Genomic DNA, 15273 nt, shown 5'->3' on the forward strand with positions numbered 1-15273 from the left:
CTTGCCATGTACAAAGACTATCCGGCGGCCTATCAAGTCAGCAAAGGCTCAGCCTTGCAGGTGGACAAGGCGTTTTACGAGCGGGTGCGCGATGCGAAGGATGGGCGCACGCTGATCGAGTCTTTCGAAGTACCGATCCGCACCGGTCGAGCCTGGAAGGTGTCGGCCGGGCATGTGTTCCGGGTGACCACCCCGGTTGGCCCGCAGGTGGGTGACTTTAATGTCTGGAATGCCAACGATCCCCGCGAACGTTTGTGGGCGTCACGCACTCGGCAGTTGCAAGGCGCACACGTCAGCACCCATGACCGACTCTGGTCGAACCTGCCGTTTCTGCGACCGCTGGTAACCATTACCGATGACAGCCTGGCCGGGTATGGCATCGACGAACACGGCGGTCGCCTGCACGATTTGCTCGGCACGCGCTGTGATCCCTATGTGAATAAAATGCTCACCGGCGAAGATTTCCATCATCACTGTCACTCCAACCTGACCCGTGCGGTATTGCCCCACGGCCTGACCGAATTCGATGTGCACGACGTGCTGAACATTTTCCAGTGCACGGGCCTGAACCACGACGACATGTACTTCATGAAGGCCTGCCCGGCGCAGAAGGGTGATTATCTGGAGTTCTTTGCCGAGATCGATCTGCTGTGCGCACTGTCGACCTGCCCGGGCGGCGATCTGTCGCTGGCGATGTGGGGGCCGGATGCGCAGGATCCGTTGAGCGTCTGTCGCCCGTTGGGAGTGGAAATTTATCGTCTGGAAGATGCGTTGCTCGAAGGCTGGAGCCAGCCGGAGCGAGCGGCGTACAAGGGCCTGCATGGCTTGCATATCGCTAAGGCGGATTGGGAATAACAAGAGCAAAAAGATCGCAGCCTTCGGCAGGTCCTACAGGGTAACGCGTGTAGGAGCTGCCGAAGGTTGCGATCTTGATTTAGCGGTCCTGCGCTTCCTTGGCGTCCATTTCCGCATTGCGTTCGGCGACGCGTTTGCGCTGTTCATCGGTCAGCTCAACCTTGTTGGCGGTGTCGCGCAGCATCATCAAACCGCCAACGATAGAGCCGATGGCTACCACCAGAATCAACCAGGCATACCAGGGCATAGGACTCTCCTTGAGGGCAGGTCGGTTGGCGAGTTTCGCCAACCGGACGTGCATACCACTTTGGAGCGATGAGCGTTCACGGCAGTTCCATCGCAGTGGTTTCATTCTATGCCTGTTTGGTCCAATCCCACATGTCGCTGTAGGAGCTGCCGCAGGCTGCGATCTCTTGATCTTGAAAAATCGGGATCAAAAGATCGCAGCCTGCGTCAGCTCCTACAGGAGATTGCGTTTATAACCCGGTCAGCATCGCATCCGCTGGTGCGTCGGCACGCAGTTGCGCCGTGAGCATGAAGTACACGAAACCCACCGCCATGAAGGCAAGGAAGATCAGGCCGATCAGCGTGTTGAACCAGGCCATGGCCACCAGGCACACCACCGCCAGCAGCAGTGCAATGAACGGCACCAGTGGGTAGCAGGGTGCGCGGAAAGTGCGCTCCAGGTTCGGTTCGGTTTTACGCAGTTTGAACAGGCTGAGCATGCTCATGATGTACATCACGATGGCGCCGAACACGGCCATGGTGATCATCGCCGCTGTCAGCGTCATGCCGCCCAGGTTTATCAAGCCATCGCTGTAGATGGCCGCAATGCCGATCACGCCGCCAGCGATGATTGCCCGATGCGGCGTTTGGAAGCGCGACAGCTTGGCCAGTGAGGCCGGCAGGTAACCCGCGCGGGCCAGGGCGAAGAACTGCCGAGAGTAGCCGAGGATGATTCCGTGGAAGCTCGCGACCAGTCCGAACAGGCCGATCCACACCAGCATGTGCAGCCAGCCGGAGCTTTCCCCGACCACGGTTTTCATTGCCTGCGGTAGCGGGTCGTTGATATTCGACAGGGTGCGCCAGTCACCGACGCCACCGGCAAAGAACATCACGCCCATGGCCAACACCACCAGGGTCAGGATGCCGCTGATGTAGGCCTTTGGAATGGTGCGCTTCGGGTCCTTGGCTTCTTCGGCAGCCATGGCCGCGCCTTCGATGGCGAGGAAGAACCAGATCGCAAACGGGATCGCCGCGAACATCCCGGCAATCGCCGGTGCGCCGAACACATCGGAGCCGGCCCAACCGTTGAGAGCAAAGTTACTGAAGCTGAAGGCTGGCGCGACCACGCCCATGAACACCAGCAATTCCGCCACGGCCAGCACGCAGACCACCAGCTCAAAGGTCGCGGCCAGCTTCACGCCAAGAATGTTCAGTCCCATGAACACGATGTAGGCACCGACCGCCGCGTGCTTCGGATCGAGGGCGGGAAATTGCACATTAAGGTAGGCGCCAATGGCCAACGCGATGGCCGGCGGGGCGAAGACAAATTCGATCAAGGTGGCCAGCCCGGCGATCAATCCGCCTTTCTCGCCAAACGCGCGACGGCTGTAGGCAAACGGTCCGCCCGCGTGAGGAATGGCGGTGGTCAGCTCGGTGAAACTGAAGATGAAACAGGTGTACATGGTGGCGACCATGAACGAGGTCACCAGAAAGCCCAGCGTTCCGGCCACGCCCCAGCCATAACTCCAGCCGAAATACTCCCCGGAAATCACCAGCCCGACCGCAATGCCCCACAAGTGCAACGTGCCCAGCGTGGGTTTGAGTTGTGTGTTCATGCGTTGCTCCCTGAACGGATTGGAAAGCTCGGGGGAGGGCGTGTGCAGTGGGCGTGCCAGTGTTGTGATGGCAGTCGTAAAGCGTAAAAAGGTGTCGTTTCGGGGATGTTCGCTGCTGGATTAGCGCTTTTTGTGCGCCAGTTGGGGGCGTTGTTGCCTGTTCTGGCGCTATCGCGAGCAGGCTCGCTCCCACAGGTTTTTGCTGTGCACGGGCGTACGCATTCCTCTGTGGGAGCGAGCCTGCTCGCGATTGAGGCCCGCCCGGACACCGCTGTAACAAAGCCATAAACCCACTCTTTACGCATTCTTTACGCCCCGCCAACACCCTCGGTCTCGTTCCTTTACACCCTCCCTCCCGACAATGACTCCACACGCGGCAATACGCCGTAACACGGAGAACTTCCATGAGCGTTCTGGACGGGGTGTCACTGCTGTTGGCAGTGGGGCTGTTCATTTATCTGTTGGTTGCGCTGTTGCGCGCGGACCGGAACTAGGAGCGGCTATGCACAGTTATGACTATTGGCTGATCCTCGCGTTTTTCGCGGTGGTGTTGGTCCCGGCGCCGTTTCTCGGGCGCTTCTACTACAAGGTCATGGAAGGCCAGCGCACCTGGTTGACGCCGATCCTCGGCCCGGTGGAGCGCGGATGCTATCGCGTGGCGGGCGTCGATCCGCATGCCGAACAGAGTTGGCAGAAGTACACGCTGGCCTTGCTCGCGTTCAACCTCGCGGGCTTCTTGCTGTTGTTCGCGATCCTGTTGTTCCAAGACCACTTGCCGCTCAATCCGCAGAATCTTCCGGGCCAGGAGTGGACGCTGGCATTCAACACCGCCATCAGTTTCATGACCAACACTAACTGGCAGGCCTACAGCGGCGAAGCTTCGCTGAGCTATCTGAGCCAGATGGTCGGCCTCACCGTGCAAAACTTCGTCAGCGCCGCCACCGGCCTGGCGGTTTTGGTTGCGCTGTGCCGTGGCATCGGCCGCAAGTCCACTGCATCGCTCGGCAACTTCTGGGTCGACATGACCCGGGCCACCCTCTACGGCCTGCTGCCGTTGTGCCTGCTGCTGGCGCTGTACCTGGTGTGGCAAGGCGTACCGCAGACCTTCGCGCAATACGTGAATGCGGTGACGATGCAGGGCGTTGATCAAGTGATCCCGCTCGGCCCAGCCGCCAGCCAGATTGCGATCAAACAACTGGGCACCAACGGCGGTGGTTTCTTCGGCGTCAACTCGGCGCATCCGTTCGAGAACCCGACGGCGTGGAGCAACCTGTTCGAGATGGCTTCGATCATTCTGATCCCCGTCGCGCTGGTCTTCACCTTCGGCCATTACGTGAAAGACCTGCGCCAGAGCCGCGCAATCATCGCCTGCATGCTGGCGCTGTTCCTGATCGGCGGCGCGACCTCTATGTGGGCCGAGTACCAACCGACCCCGGCCCTGAACAACGCCGCCGTTGAACAGACCGCGCCGCTGGAAGGCAAGGAAGCACGCTTCGGCACCACCGCCACCGTGCTGTGGTCGGTGACCACCACCGCGGCTTCGAACGGCTCGGTCAACGGCATGCACGACAGCCTCAACCCGCTGAGCGGCATGGTCGCGCTGGTCAACATGATGGTCGGTGAAGTGATCTTCGGCGGTGTCGGCGCCGGGCTTTACGGCATGTTGCTCAACGTGCTGATCGCGGTGTTTCTCGCCGGCCTGATGATTGGCCGCACGCCGGAATACCTCGGCAAGAAACTCCAGGCCAGGGAAGTGCAATTGCTCGTGGTGACCTTGATGGTCATGCCGATCGGCGTGCTGGTGCTCGGTGCGATAGCCGCGAGCCTGCCCGGCCCGGTGGCCTCGGTGAGTAACCCTGGCGCCCACGGTTTCAGCCAGTTGCTTTACGCCTACACCTCGGCCAGTGCCAACAACGGCTCGGCGTTTGGTGGCTTCGGCGCCAACACTCCGTTCCACAACCTGATGCTGGGCTTGGGCATGTTGATCGGTCGCTTCGGCTACATCCTCCCGGTTCTGGCATTGGCCGGCAGCCTGGCGATGAAGAAAACCGCACCGATCGGCCAGAACAGTTTCCCGACCCACGGCCCGCTGTTCGTGACCCTGCTGACCGTGACCATTTTGCTTGTGGGTGGTTTGACCTTCCTGCCGACTTTGGCACTGGGTCCTATCGCTGAACATTTGAGCATGGGCTTCTAAGGAATCCATCATGAATATGCCTGCAATCAAACCCGCCGCCGCCAAGGCGCCGGAGCAACCAAAAACCGCGTTCTCGGCCCTGTGGCGCCCGGCGCTGGTGCAAGCCTTCGTCAAACTCGACCCGCGGCAATTGCAACGTGCGCCGGTGATGCTGGTGGTCGAGCTGACCGCGATTCTGACCACCGTGCTGTGCTTCATTCCCGACACGGCGGTGCCGACGTTCGTCGCCGTGCAAATTGCCGTGTGGCTGTGGTTCACCGTGTTGTTCGCCAACTTCGCCGAAGCCTTGGCCGAAGGTCGCGGCAAGGCCCGCGCCGACAGCCTCAAGGCCGGCAGCGAAGGCTTGAGCGCCCGGCGCAAAACCAGCAACGGCAGCTTTCAAGTGGTGCCCGCCGCCAGCCTGCGCAAGGGCGATGTGGTGCGCGTCGAAGCGGGGGAAATGATTCCCGGCGACGGCGAAGTGATTGAAGGCATCGCGGCGGTCAACGAAGCGGCGATCACGGGTGAATCCGCGCCAGTGATTCGTGAGTCCGGCGGCGACCGCTCGGCCGTCACCGGCAACACACGGCTGGTGTCTGACTGGCTGTTGGTGAAAATCACCGCTAACCCTGGCGAGTCGACCCTGGACCGCATGATCGCTCTGGTTGAAGGCGCCAAACGCCAGAAAACCCCGAACGAAGTGGCGCTCGACATCCTGCTGATCGGCCTGACCCTGATCTTCCTGCTGGTGGTGGTCACCCTGCAACCGTTCGCCCACTTCGCCAACGGGAGCTTGCCGCTGGTGTTCCTGGTGGCGCTGTTGGTCACGTTGATTCCGACCACCATCGGCGGCTTGCTGTCGGCCATCGGTATCGCCGGGATGGATCGTCTGGTGCGCCTGAACGTGATCGCCAAATCCGGTCGCGCCGTGGAAGCGGCGGGGGACGTGCATGTGCTGTTGCTGGACAAGACCGGCACCATCACCTTCGGCAACCGTCGTTGCACAGCGGTGGTGGCAGCCCCGGGCGTGAGCAGTCAGGAGCTGGCGGAAGGCGCGTTGTTCGCGTCGCTGGCCGATGACACCGCGGAAGGTAAATCCATCGTCGAGTTCCTGCGCGGCACTCAGCCACAACCGGAACCTGCTGCCGAATTGCTGACCGCCGTGCCGTTCAGTGCCGAGACGCGTTTGTCCGGTGTCGATTATCACGGCCGCGTTTTCCGCAAAGGCGCGGTTGATTCGCTGCTGACCTTCGTCGGGATGAAACGCGCTGATCTGGCCCCGGCCCTGTCGCGGGAAATCGACAAGATCGCGCAAAGCGGCGGTACCCCGTTGCTGGTCTGCGCCGACGGCAAATTGCTCGGGGCGATCCACCTCAAGGACGTGGTCAAACCGGGCATCCGCGAACGTTTCGCTGAGCTGCGCAAGCTTGGGATTCGCACGGTCATGGTCACCGGCGACAACCCGCTGACCGCTGCCGCGATTGCTGCTGAAGCCGGCGTGGATGACGTGCTGGCCGAAGCCACGCCGGAGAAAAAACTGGCGCGCATCCGTCACGAGCAAAACGACGGTCGCCTGGTCGCCATGTGCGGCGACGGCGCCAACGACGCCCCGGCCCTGGCCCAGGCGGACGTCGGTATGGCGATGAACGACGGCACGCAAGCGGCCCGCGAAGCGGCGAACATGGTCGACCTCGACAGCGATCCGACTAAGTTGCTGGACGTGGTGCAAATCGGCAAGGAACTGCTGGTGACCCGCGGCGCGCTGACCACGTTTTCCATCGCCAACGACGTGGCCAAGTACTTCGCGATTTTGCCGGCGCTGTTTGCCTCGATCTACCCGCAACTGGGCGTGCTGAACGTCATGCACTTGAGCAGTCCGCAGAGCGCGATTCTCTCGGCCATCGTGTTCAACGCGCTGATCATTGTGGTGCTGATTCCGTTGGCGCTGCGCGGTGTGCGAGTGCACGCAGCCAGTGCGGCGGCGTTGTTGCGGCGCAATCTGCTGATCTATGGGCTGGGCGGGATTCTGGTGCCGTTCGTGGGCATCAAGGCCATCGACATGCTGTTGACGGCGTTGCATCTGGTTTGACCAGGCGGTGTGTCAGATAAGCCGCCATCGCGAGCAGGCTCGCTCCCACAAGGAGCACTGCATTCCCCTGTGGGAGTGAGCCTGCTCACGATGAATACACCACGGTGCAACAGGTTAAGCACTTTACGAATTCGAGGATTTTGAAATGTCCACAATGATACGTCCGGCCTTGAGCCTGCTGGTCTTGATGACCCTGATCACCGGTGTTGCCTACCCACTGGTGGTCACCGGTGTCGCCCAGGTGGCGTTCCCCGATCAGGCCAACGGCAGCCTGCTGCACGATGCCGACGGCAAGGTCCGCGGCTCGTCACTGATCGCCCAGGATTTCGTCGGCGACGCCTGGTTCCATCCGCGGCCATCGGCGGGTGCCTTTGCCACGGTGTCGAGCGGTGCCAGCAACCTGTCACCGAGCAACCCGGCCCTGGCCACTCGCGTGATCGACGAGGCCAATAAGCAGCTGGTGCCAGGCCAGGGTCCCGTGCCGCTGGCCATGCTCACCACCTCCGGCAGCGGCCTCGATCCACACTTGCCACCGGCCGCGATTGCCTATCAACTGGCGCGTGTTGCGGCTGCGCGGAATGTGCCGGTGGCGACACTGCAGAATCTGTTGGATGCGCACATCGTGCAGCCGCTGGTGGGGCCTCCGGTGGTGAATGTGCTTGAGTTGAACCTGGCACTGGAAAAGCTGTAGATCAAAAGATCGCCGCCTGCGGCAGCTCCTACATCGGACGGCATATACCCTGTAGGAGCTGCCGCAGGCTGCGATCTTTCAAGGCAACTCCCCAAATTCAAAGTCGAACAAGGCAAAGACAAATGAGCGATTCCGGCCGCGCCGACGCGCTGTTAGCAGACCTGCCCCGCGATGGCCGTGGCCGGCTCAAGGTATTCCTCGGCGCCGCGCCCGGTGTCGGTAAAACCTACGCCATGCTCCAGGCAGCCCACACGCAACTGCGCCAGGGCGTGAAAGTCATCGCCGGCGTCGTCGAAACCCACGGCCGGGCCGAAACCGAAGCGCTGCTGGGCGGCTTGCCACAGCAATCGTTGGTACGCTCGGAATACCGTGGCGTGATGCTTGAGGAAATGGACCTCGATGGTCTGCTCGCCGCCAAGCCGAAGCTGGTGCTGGTGGACGAGTTGGCGCACACCAACGCGCCCGGCAGCCGTCACGAAAAGCGCTGGCAGGACATTCAGGAATTGCTTGCTGCCGGCATCGACGTGTTCACCACCGTCAACGTCCAGCACCTGGAAAGCCTCAACGACCAAGTGCGCGGCATCACGGGTGTACAGGTCCGTGAAACCCTTCCGGACTGGGTGCTGCAAGAAGCCTTCGAGCTGCTGCTGATCGACTTGCCGCCACGGGAATTGCTGGAGCGGCTGCGCGACGGCAAGGTCTATGTGCCGGAGCAGGCGAGGGCTGCGATCGATGCGTTCTTCACCCAGACCAACCTGACGGCACTGCGCGAACTGGCGATGCAAACGGCTGCCGCGCAGGTCGATAACGACCTGACCCAGGGCTATCGCCAGATGGGGCAAGCCGCGCCGACAGTACGCGGTCGCTTGTTGGTCGGTGTCGATGGCGATGCCCAGGCCGAGCGTTTGGTGCGCCACGCCAGCCGCGTGGCCCAGCGTCGGCATCTGCCGTGGAGCCTGGTGCATGTAGACAACGGCAGCCTGCGTGACGAGCAATCGCGCCTGCGCTTGCAAAGTGCCCAACAGCTGGCTGAACGCCTGGGCGGCGAAGTGGTGCTGTTACGCGCCGGCGAGGTAGCGAAAACCCTGATCCAGCATGCCGCTGAACGCCGCGCCAGCCTGGTGTTGGTCGGCCAGTCGCGGCCACGTTTGCGCCGACGCGTGTTCGGTGGCGGGTTGGCCGCGCGCTTGTTGCGCAATGCGCGTGGATTGGAAATCAACGTCCTCGACAGCGATCATGAGCAGCACCAGCCACGCCAGCATTCGATGCAGGCGCTGGTGTGGTTCGACTATGCCCTGGCCGTGGTGGCCACGCTGTTGGCCAGTGCCCTGGCTTGGGCCGTCGCGAGTGTTTTGCCGCTGCCGAACATCTCACTGGTGTTCCTTGCCGCCGTGCTGCTGGTGGCGGTGCGCAGTAGCCTCGGCCCGGCGTTGGTCTGCGCGGCGCTGTCGTTTCTGACCTACGACTTCTTGTTCATTCCACCGAATTTTTCCTTCAGCATCCAGCGCGAAGAAGACGTGCTGACCTTGTTGTTTTTCCTGTTGATGGCGGCGCTTACCGGCAACCTCGCGGCGCGGCAACGGCGACAATTGCAGGCGCTGCGCGATACCCAGGAAGAAACCACCGAACTGCTCGACCTGTCGCGCAAACTGACCGCCGCCACTGACCGTCAGGCTGTGGTCAGCGCTGCCGCCCAACACCTCAATGGCTGGAGTGATTTGCAGTTGTGCCTGCTCAATCGCGACGGTCCAAGCGGCTGGAAAGTCGAAACCGGCGGCCCGCTGGAGTTCACTGAAGCCGAGCGCGCCGCTGCCGACTGGGCCTGGCAACACGATCAGCCCGCTGGCGCCGGCACCGGCACGTTGCCGTTCGGGCGTTGGTGGTGGTGGCCATTGTCGGTGGAGGACGGTCCGCTGGCGTTGCTGGGCGTGTGCGCAAAAGAAGGCCAGACCCTGAGTGGCCAGCGCCGCCGATTGTTGACGGCGCTGAGTCAACCGCTGGCGCAGGCGCTGGCGCGTGCGCAATTGGCCGATGATCTGGAAGCGGCGCGCCTGCACGGCGAAACCGAACAACTGCGCAGTGCCTTGCTGGCCTCGGTGTCCCACGATTTGCGTACGCCCCTGACCTCCATGCGCGGCAGCATCGACAGCCTGCTGGCGCTCGGCGAAGCGATCCCGCTGGAAGATCGTCGTGAGTTGCTCGAAGGCACCCGCGATGAAGCCGAACGCCTCGACCGCTACATTCAAAACCTGCTGGACATGACCCGCCTCGGCCACGGTGCCCTGAAGCTGGCGCGGGATTGGGTGTCGCCGGCTGACATCGTCGGCAGTTCGCTCGGCCGCTTGCGTGCGGTGCTGGCGCCACTGCAACTGAGCATTGAAGTCCCGCCAGAGTTGCCGTTGCTGTACGTCCATGCCGCGCTGATCGAGCAAGCGCTGATCAACGTGTTGGAAAACGCCGCGCGCTTTTCACCGTCCCACGGCCGTTTGCAATTGCGCGCCGGGGCGGACGACAAAGAGCTGTTTTTCTCGGTCAGTGACGAAGGGCCGGGGATCCCGGAGGCGGAGCGAGCGAAAATTTTCGACATGTTCTACACCGCCGCACGAGGGGATCGCGGCGGGCAGGGCACCGGTCTGGGCCTGGCGATCTGTCAGGGCATGGTGGGCGCCCATGGCGGACGGATCAGCGTGGCCGATGGCATTGAGGGGCGCGGCACCTGCATCACCTTGCACTTGCCGTTGCAGGCTCAGCCGGGGTATGAAAGTGAAGCCTGAACACGCTTGCGCTACTCTCTTGCCACTTATTTGTGTTGATGTGAATTCATGAGCCAGACCGCGACCATCCTGGTCATCGACGACGAACCGCAGATTCGAAAATTCCTGCGCATCAGCCTCGCTTCCCAAGGCTACAAAGTGCTGGAGGCTGGCACCGGCACCGAAGGGCTGGCCCAGGCCGCTTTGAACAAACCGGATTTGCTGGTGCTCGACCTCGGTTTGCCGGACATGGACGGCCAGCAGGTTTTACGCGAGTTTCGCGAATGGTCGACGGTGCCCGTGCTGGTGCTGTCGGTGCGTGCTGGCGAGGGGCAAAAAGTCGAAGCGCTGGATGGCGGCGCCAACGATTACGTGACCAAACCCTTTGGCATCCAGGAGTTCCTCGCCAGGATACGTGCGCTGTTGCGTCAGGCACCGGCGGGCGAAGCCCAACAAGCGGCACTGACGTTCGGCCCGTTGACGGTGGATCTGGCGTATCGCCGGGTGCTGCTCGATGGCACCGAAGTGGCGCTGACCCGCAAGGAATACGCCGTGCTGGCGCAACTGGCGCGCCATCCCGGGCGGGTCATCACCCAGCAGCAGTTGCTCAAGGATATCTGGGGGCCGACTCATACCGACGACAGCCATTACTTGCGGATTGTGGTCGGGCATTTGCGCCAGAAGCTGGCAGATGACCCGACCCAGCCTCGATTTATCGTGACCGAAGCGGGAGTGGGGTATCGGTTGTTGAGTGAGGGCAGCCTGTAGTTTTGTGTCGCCTGTTCCGGCCCTATCGCGAGCAGGCTCGCTCCCACAGTGAATTGGTGGTGAACTCAATATTTTGAACACTGAAGACCCCTGTGGGAGCGAGCCTGCTCGCGATGGGGCCCTCACATACACTCGAGAACTCAGGAATCGCGCTCACTCTCATAGCGGTCCAGCGTATCCCGCGCGATTTCCCGCCCCAGCGCGATCAATTCCGGCGCTTTGTAAAATTCGAAAAACCGGCACACCCGCTTTGGCACGTTGATCAAAATGTCCGGTGGATACCCGGCAATCTTGTACTGCGCCAACGACGTCTGCATGACCTCGAAACTCTGGTTGATCAAGTCCAGCAAAGACGCTGGCCCGACGTTGTCGATGATGAACGAACCGGTCGCAGACTTTGGCGCACCGGCTCGCTCGGGTGCAGCCGCCGGTTGCTGGGCTTCGGGTTCGGCGGACTCGATCCACGGGTTGATATCGGCCGCTTCGGCCATCAACGCCTCCTTCTCCAGCAACAGCAATTGTTCTGCCTGTTTACGCCGAAACGGCATTTTCGAACCGAGGGAATTCAGCAGGCTGTTAAAACGGCTTTTGAACGCGGCGGGGCGCTCGATCACCGGTAATTGATAATGACGCTGGTTGGTGGAGTTGAGGTTGACCGCGATGATCAAATCGCAGTGGCTGGACACCACCGGCACGATTGGCAGCGGGTTGAGAATGCCGCCATCGACCAGCATGCGATTGCCCTGCATCACCGGGGTGAACAGGCTCGGAATGGCCGCGGAGGCGCGCATGGCCTGATGCAGACAGCCTTCCTGGAACCAGATCTCCTGCTGGTTGGTCAGGTCCGTGGCCACCGCCGTGTAGGGGATGCGCAGGTCTTCGATATTGATCTCGCCGACAATCTTGCGAATCTGCCCGAAGACTTTCTCCCCGCGGATCGCCCCCAGACGAAAACTGACATCCACCAGACGCAACACATCGAGGTAATCCAGACTCTCGATCCAGTCGCGGTACTCATCGAGCTTGCCGGCGGCATAGATCCCGCCCACCACTGCCCCCATGGAACAACCGGCGATACAGGCGATATCGTAACCGCGCCGTTCAATTTCCTGGATGACGCCAATATGGGCATAACCCCGGGCTCCACCCGAGCCCAACACCAGTGCGACACGCTTTTTCATTGATCGCCCTCGTTTGAATGGTTCAACAATGCACCCATCGAGGGGCGCGCTTCAATCGCCAAGGTCGCTCGGGGCGGCGAACGCGTCGTTTTTTCGACACTCCATGGCGGCAGATGGATATTCTCTCCAGCGCTATAGTTTGCGCTGGCGATGGACGGCACTTTTCCCGTGCCAGACCGTCCTACCTGCATGACTGTTTTCCCTATCTCTGAGGTGTGTTTGATGAAAGCCTGGATTTGTGTGCCATTGATTGCCCTGGCACTCGCCGGTTGTGCCGGTAAAACTGCTTATCGTGACAGCTGCGGCAGTAATATCGATGCCGCATGGCACGAGCTGGACCTGGCCAAGGCTGAGGGCTTCGCCGGGACCGTCAGCTACTCCAAGGCCTTGTCATTGTTGACCGCGGCCAAAACCCAGCAACAATTCGAAGGGTTCGAAGGTTGCACCAAGAAGGCCGAGAAAGCGCGCTTTTATATTCGCGAGTCACGCGCTGGCCGTTGAGGCATGATGTAAAACCACGGGGACGTTCGAGTCAGGGAGCAGGCGATGTCGGCATTGGTTGATCGATTAGTGGCCCACGTGTTGGGCCTGGAAGTTCGTTTGCTGGCCTGTCAGGCGCGCCTGACAGCCCGGACCGACCCCGAGGCCTTGCACGACCTGCGCACCACCGTGCGCCGTTTGCGCAGCCTGCTGCGGCCTTTGCGCGGACTGCCAGGCGTCGAGCAGCTGGAAACGGCGGCGTCCGCTGTCGGCGACCTGACCACGCCCTGGCGTGATCGCGAAGTGTTGGCGGCGTATCTGCTTGAGCATGATCAACCTGAAGCTGCGCAACGGCGTTTAGCGCAGATGGCCGAGGCGTATCCCGCCGTGGCGAGCAGCACCGAACTGGCGCAATTACTGGTCATTCTCGATGCGTTTCCGCGTTTCTTGCGTGCTGCCCAGCGTCAGGACTTGCTCCAGGGTTTGGGCAAGCGCATCAAGAAGCGCCTGGGCAAACAGTGGAAAAAACTCGACGAAGCCCTGCACGATCCCGCCCATGACCGCCATCGCTTGCGCCTGCTGATCAAGCGTGTGCGCTATGGCATCGATGCTTACCCCGAACTGGATCGCCTGCCGAAAGCCGCCATGCCCCGATTGAAATCGGCTCAGGGCGCATTGGGCGACTGGCATGACTGCCTGCAGTGGCTGGCCATTGCCGAGCAGGAAGCGGATTTGCGCCCCTGTGTCGCCGGTTGGCACACCGCCATGGCCAAGGCCGAACAGCGTGCCGACCGTGTGCTGGACAAGCTCAGCGCTGACTGCTTCGAATCCTGAAAACCACGCGACGAGATTTTGTAGCAGCTGCCGAAGGCTGCGTTCGGCTGCGCAGCAGTCGTCAAATCGATGACCTCGGTGTACCTGTAAAACCGTGGTGGCCCATTCTACGGTCGCTGCGCAGCCGGACGCAGCCTTCGGCAGCTGCTACAGATGGGTCAAGGCCGGTCTTATCCGTCCCATCTGTCAGTCAATTTGGCCGGAATGCGCGCTGTACAGCCTTTGCCGGCTGGTTAAGATTCCTACATCCTTTTCCTGCTTCTGAGGTTTTCATGCGCTTTTGCGACCTGCTCGACGCCGTCCGCCGCCAACCGTTGGAGCTGACTATCCCCGCTGGCTGGGCGCAAGGGCGAGCCAGTTTCGGTGGCCTGGTGGCTGCCTTGCAGTACGAAGCCATGCGCGCGAAGGTGCCGGCGGATCGACCGGTGCGCTCGCTGGCGATCACCTTCGTTGGCCCGGTCGAACCCGAGGTGCCGGTCAGCTTTGAGGTCGACGTACTGCGCGAAGGCAAGGCTGTCAGCCAGGTCTTGGGGCGAGCCCTGCAGAAGGGGCAAGTGGTGACGCTGATTCAGGGCAGCTTCGGCGCCTCGCGTCCTTCGGAGGTGGCGGTGCCGGCCGAGCCGGCGCCCGAGATGAAGCATTGGGACGACTGCCAGGAGCTGCCTTTCATCGAGGGTGGCATCCCGGAATTCATGCGTCATCTGGCGATGCGCTGGAGCGTCGGCGGGCTGCCGTTCAGCGGCAGCACATCGCGGCAAATGGGGGGCTGGGTGCGTTTGCGTGGAGACGTGAAGGAGGAGCCGATCACTGAGTCGCACATTCTTGCGCTGGTGGACGCCTGGCCGCCGGCCGTAATGCCATTTCTGAAAAAACCGGCAATGGGCAGCACGCTGACCTGGACCATCGAGTTTGTGCAGCCGTTGCTTGAACTGAGCACCCTGGACTGGTGCAAATACTTGGTCGAAACCGAATACGCCGCCAATGGTTACGGCCACGCCGCCGCGAAAATGTGGGACGCGCAAGGCCGGTTGATTGCCCTGAGCCGGCAAACGGTAACCGTGTTTGCCTGATCAGTGACGACGGTGGCGTTCCCGCCAGGCGCGCCACCAACCGCCACTGAGGAAAAACCGCGGAAAGGTCAGGAATTGCTCGACCAATAGACGCGAGACCGCGTCTTTGCGATCGCTGAACGGCTCCGACGCTTGTACTTCCAGGCTGTGGCCATGGCGTTGCAGGCCGAGCGCCGCGATCACGCCGATGATGCCAATGGCGAAGTTGGCCAGGTTCAGGCCGAACACCCCGGAAACAATCAGCAGGAACGCCACGATGAACAGCGGCACGGCAATCAAGTGCAGCACCAGGTTGGTCGGGTGCTGGTGATTGTTCGGGTAGGCACGCCATTGCCAGGCGGGAAGGTTGGGATGACGTTTGCCCATGATGCTAATCCTCGATCCATGTTGAACACATGCTTGAAGAATAGGCCCGCTCGGGGCGGGCGGCGAATCAAGGTTGGCTATGGCGGCGATAGATGTAATGGGCAAAAAAGATCGCAGCCTACGGGTGTAAGCGATCCCTGTAGGAGCTGCCGCAGGCTGCGATCTTTAT

14 protein-coding genes are annotated in these 15273 nt (G+C 61.7%); 10 read left to right on the forward strand and 4 right to left on the reverse strand.

The features are described 5' to 3' along the window. Window positions 1-6: 6 nt before the first annotated feature. Window positions 7-855, forward strand: a complete 849-nt coding sequence (locus tag KVG88_RS27780) for an urea carboxylase-associated family protein (RefSeq protein WP_150704720.1) — start codon at window positions 7-9, stop codon at window positions 853-855. A 79-nt stretch (window positions 856-934) separates the two neighbouring features. Here KVG88_RS27780 and KVG88_RS27785 read toward each other — a convergent pair whose 3' ends face one another. Beyond that, window positions 935-1102, reverse strand: coding sequence for a DUF2897 family protein (locus KVG88_RS27785; protein ID WP_007943594.1), 168 nt, complete (start codon window positions 1100-1102; stop codon window positions 935-937). A 229-nt stretch (window positions 1103-1331) separates the two neighbouring features. Beyond that, window positions 1332-2696 (reverse strand): ethanolamine permease, encoded by a 1365-nt coding sequence (gene eat / locus KVG88_RS27790; RefSeq protein ID WP_217873304.1) that lies wholly within the window; start codon window positions 2694-2696, stop codon window positions 1332-1334. 404 nt (window positions 2697-3100) lie between these two features. On the opposite strand from eat, the gene kdpF reads away from it, so the two are divergent. From kdpF to KVG88_RS27820, 6 genes are all read left to right on the forward strand, one after another. Next, window positions 3101-3190 (forward strand): K(+)-transporting ATPase subunit F, encoded by a 90-nt coding sequence (gene kdpF, locus KVG88_RS27795; protein WP_007899818.1) that lies wholly within the window; start codon window positions 3101-3103, stop codon window positions 3188-3190. Window positions 3191-3198: 8 nt separating this feature from the next. Continuing rightward, window positions 3199-4893: a potassium-transporting ATPase subunit KdpA gene (gene kdpA / locus KVG88_RS27800; RefSeq protein WP_217873305.1), complete on the forward strand. Its 1695-nt coding sequence runs from the start codon at window positions 3199-3201 to the stop codon at window positions 4891-4893. 10 nt (window positions 4894-4903) lie between these two features. Then, window positions 4904-6961, forward strand: coding sequence for a potassium-transporting ATPase subunit KdpB (kdpB, locus tag KVG88_RS27805; protein ID WP_150704723.1), 2058 nt, complete (start codon window positions 4904-4906; stop codon window positions 6959-6961). A gap of 145 nt (window positions 6962-7106) precedes the next feature. Continuing rightward, window positions 7107-7652, forward strand: a complete 546-nt coding sequence (kdpC, locus tag KVG88_RS27810; RefSeq protein ID WP_217873306.1) for a potassium-transporting ATPase subunit KdpC — start codon at window positions 7107-7109, stop codon at window positions 7650-7652. A gap of 122 nt (window positions 7653-7774) precedes the next feature. Next, entirely contained in the window at window positions 7775-10426 is a 2652-nt protein-coding gene (locus KVG88_RS27815; protein WP_150704725.1) for a DUF4118 domain-containing protein, read from the forward strand. Between the two features lie 48 nt (window positions 10427-10474). Next, window positions 10475-11173 (forward strand): response regulator, encoded by a 699-nt coding sequence (locus KVG88_RS27820; RefSeq protein ID WP_150704726.1) that lies wholly within the window; start codon window positions 10475-10477, stop codon window positions 11171-11173. 140 nt (window positions 11174-11313) lie between these two features. On the opposite strand, the gene KVG88_RS27825 is transcribed toward KVG88_RS27820, so the two are convergent. After that, window positions 11314-12354 (reverse strand): patatin-like phospholipase family protein, encoded by a 1041-nt coding sequence (locus tag KVG88_RS27825; RefSeq protein WP_150705456.1) that lies wholly within the window; start codon window positions 12352-12354, stop codon window positions 11314-11316. A 222-nt stretch (window positions 12355-12576) separates the two neighbouring features. On the opposite strand from KVG88_RS27825, the gene KVG88_RS27830 reads away from it, so the two are divergent. The 3 genes from KVG88_RS27830 (at window position 12577) to KVG88_RS27840 (ending at window position 14738) form a co-directional block, all read left to right on the forward strand. After that, window positions 12577-12855, forward strand: coding sequence for a hypothetical protein (locus KVG88_RS27830; RefSeq protein ID WP_150705457.1), 279 nt, complete (start codon window positions 12577-12579; stop codon window positions 12853-12855). 45 nt (window positions 12856-12900) lie between these two features. After that, window positions 12901-13668 (forward strand): CHAD domain-containing protein, encoded by a 768-nt coding sequence (locus KVG88_RS27835; protein WP_150705458.1) that lies wholly within the window; start codon window positions 12901-12903, stop codon window positions 13666-13668. Window positions 13669-13940: 272 nt separating this feature from the next. Then, entirely contained in the window at window positions 13941-14738 is a 798-nt protein-coding gene (locus KVG88_RS27840) for an acyl-CoA thioesterase (RefSeq protein ID WP_217873307.1), read from the forward strand. On the opposite strand, the gene KVG88_RS27845 is transcribed toward KVG88_RS27840, so the two are convergent. After that, the gene (locus KVG88_RS27845) at window positions 14739-15104 is read right to left on the reverse strand and encodes a DUF962 domain-containing protein (protein WP_150705460.1); all 366 of its coding nucleotides are present in this window, start codon (window positions 15102-15104) and stop codon (window positions 14739-14741) included. Window positions 15105-15273: the final 169 nt, after the last annotated feature.

Origin of the sequence: Pseudomonas azerbaijanoccidentalis (assembly GCF_019145495.1) — a bacterium.
Lineage (GTDB): Bacteria > Pseudomonadota > Gammaproteobacteria > Pseudomonadales > Pseudomonadaceae > Aquipseudomonas > Aquipseudomonas azerbaijanoccidentalis.

What these genes read in the sequence shown, in the direction of transcription:
- KVG88_RS27780 (WP_150704720.1), top strand. Translation starts at nt 7, where the DNA reads ATGTACAAAGACTATCCGGCGGCCTATCAAGTCAGCAAAGGCTCAGCC.
- KVG88_RS27785 (WP_007943594.1), bottom strand. Translation starts at nt 1,102, where the DNA reads ATGCCCTGGTATGCCTGGTTGATTCTGGTGGTAGCCATCGGCTCTATC.
- eat (WP_217873304.1), bottom strand. Translation starts at nt 2,696, where the DNA reads ATGAACACACAACTCAAACCCACGCTGGGCACGTTGCACTTGTGGGGC.
- kdpF (WP_007899818.1), top strand. Translation starts at nt 3,101, where the DNA reads ATGAGCGTTCTGGACGGGGTGTCACTGCTGTTGGCAGTGGGGCTGTTC.
- kdpA (WP_217873305.1), top strand. Translation starts at nt 3,199, where the DNA reads ATGCACAGTTATGACTATTGGCTGATCCTCGCGTTTTTCGCGGTGGTG.
- kdpB (WP_150704723.1), top strand. Translation starts at nt 4,904, where the DNA reads ATGAATATGCCTGCAATCAAACCCGCCGCCGCCAAGGCGCCGGAGCAA.
- kdpC (WP_217873306.1), top strand. Translation starts at nt 7,107, where the DNA reads ATGTCCACAATGATACGTCCGGCCTTGAGCCTGCTGGTCTTGATGACC.
- KVG88_RS27815 (WP_150704725.1), top strand. Translation starts at nt 7,775, where the DNA reads ATGAGCGATTCCGGCCGCGCCGACGCGCTGTTAGCAGACCTGCCCCGC.
- KVG88_RS27820 (WP_150704726.1), top strand. Translation starts at nt 10,475, where the DNA reads ATGAGCCAGACCGCGACCATCCTGGTCATCGACGACGAACCGCAGATT.
- KVG88_RS27825 (WP_150705456.1), bottom strand. Translation starts at nt 12,354, where the DNA reads ATGAAAAAGCGTGTCGCACTGGTGTTGGGCTCGGGTGGAGCCCGGGGT.
- KVG88_RS27830 (WP_150705457.1), top strand. Translation starts at nt 12,577, where the DNA reads ATGAAAGCCTGGATTTGTGTGCCATTGATTGCCCTGGCACTCGCCGGT.
- KVG88_RS27835 (WP_150705458.1), top strand. Translation starts at nt 12,901, where the DNA reads ATGTCGGCATTGGTTGATCGATTAGTGGCCCACGTGTTGGGCCTGGAA.
- KVG88_RS27840 (WP_217873307.1), top strand. Translation starts at nt 13,941, where the DNA reads ATGCGCTTTTGCGACCTGCTCGACGCCGTCCGCCGCCAACCGTTGGAG.
- KVG88_RS27845 (WP_150705460.1), bottom strand. Translation starts at nt 15,104, where the DNA reads ATGGGCAAACGTCATCCCAACCTTCCCGCCTGGCAATGGCGTGCCTAC.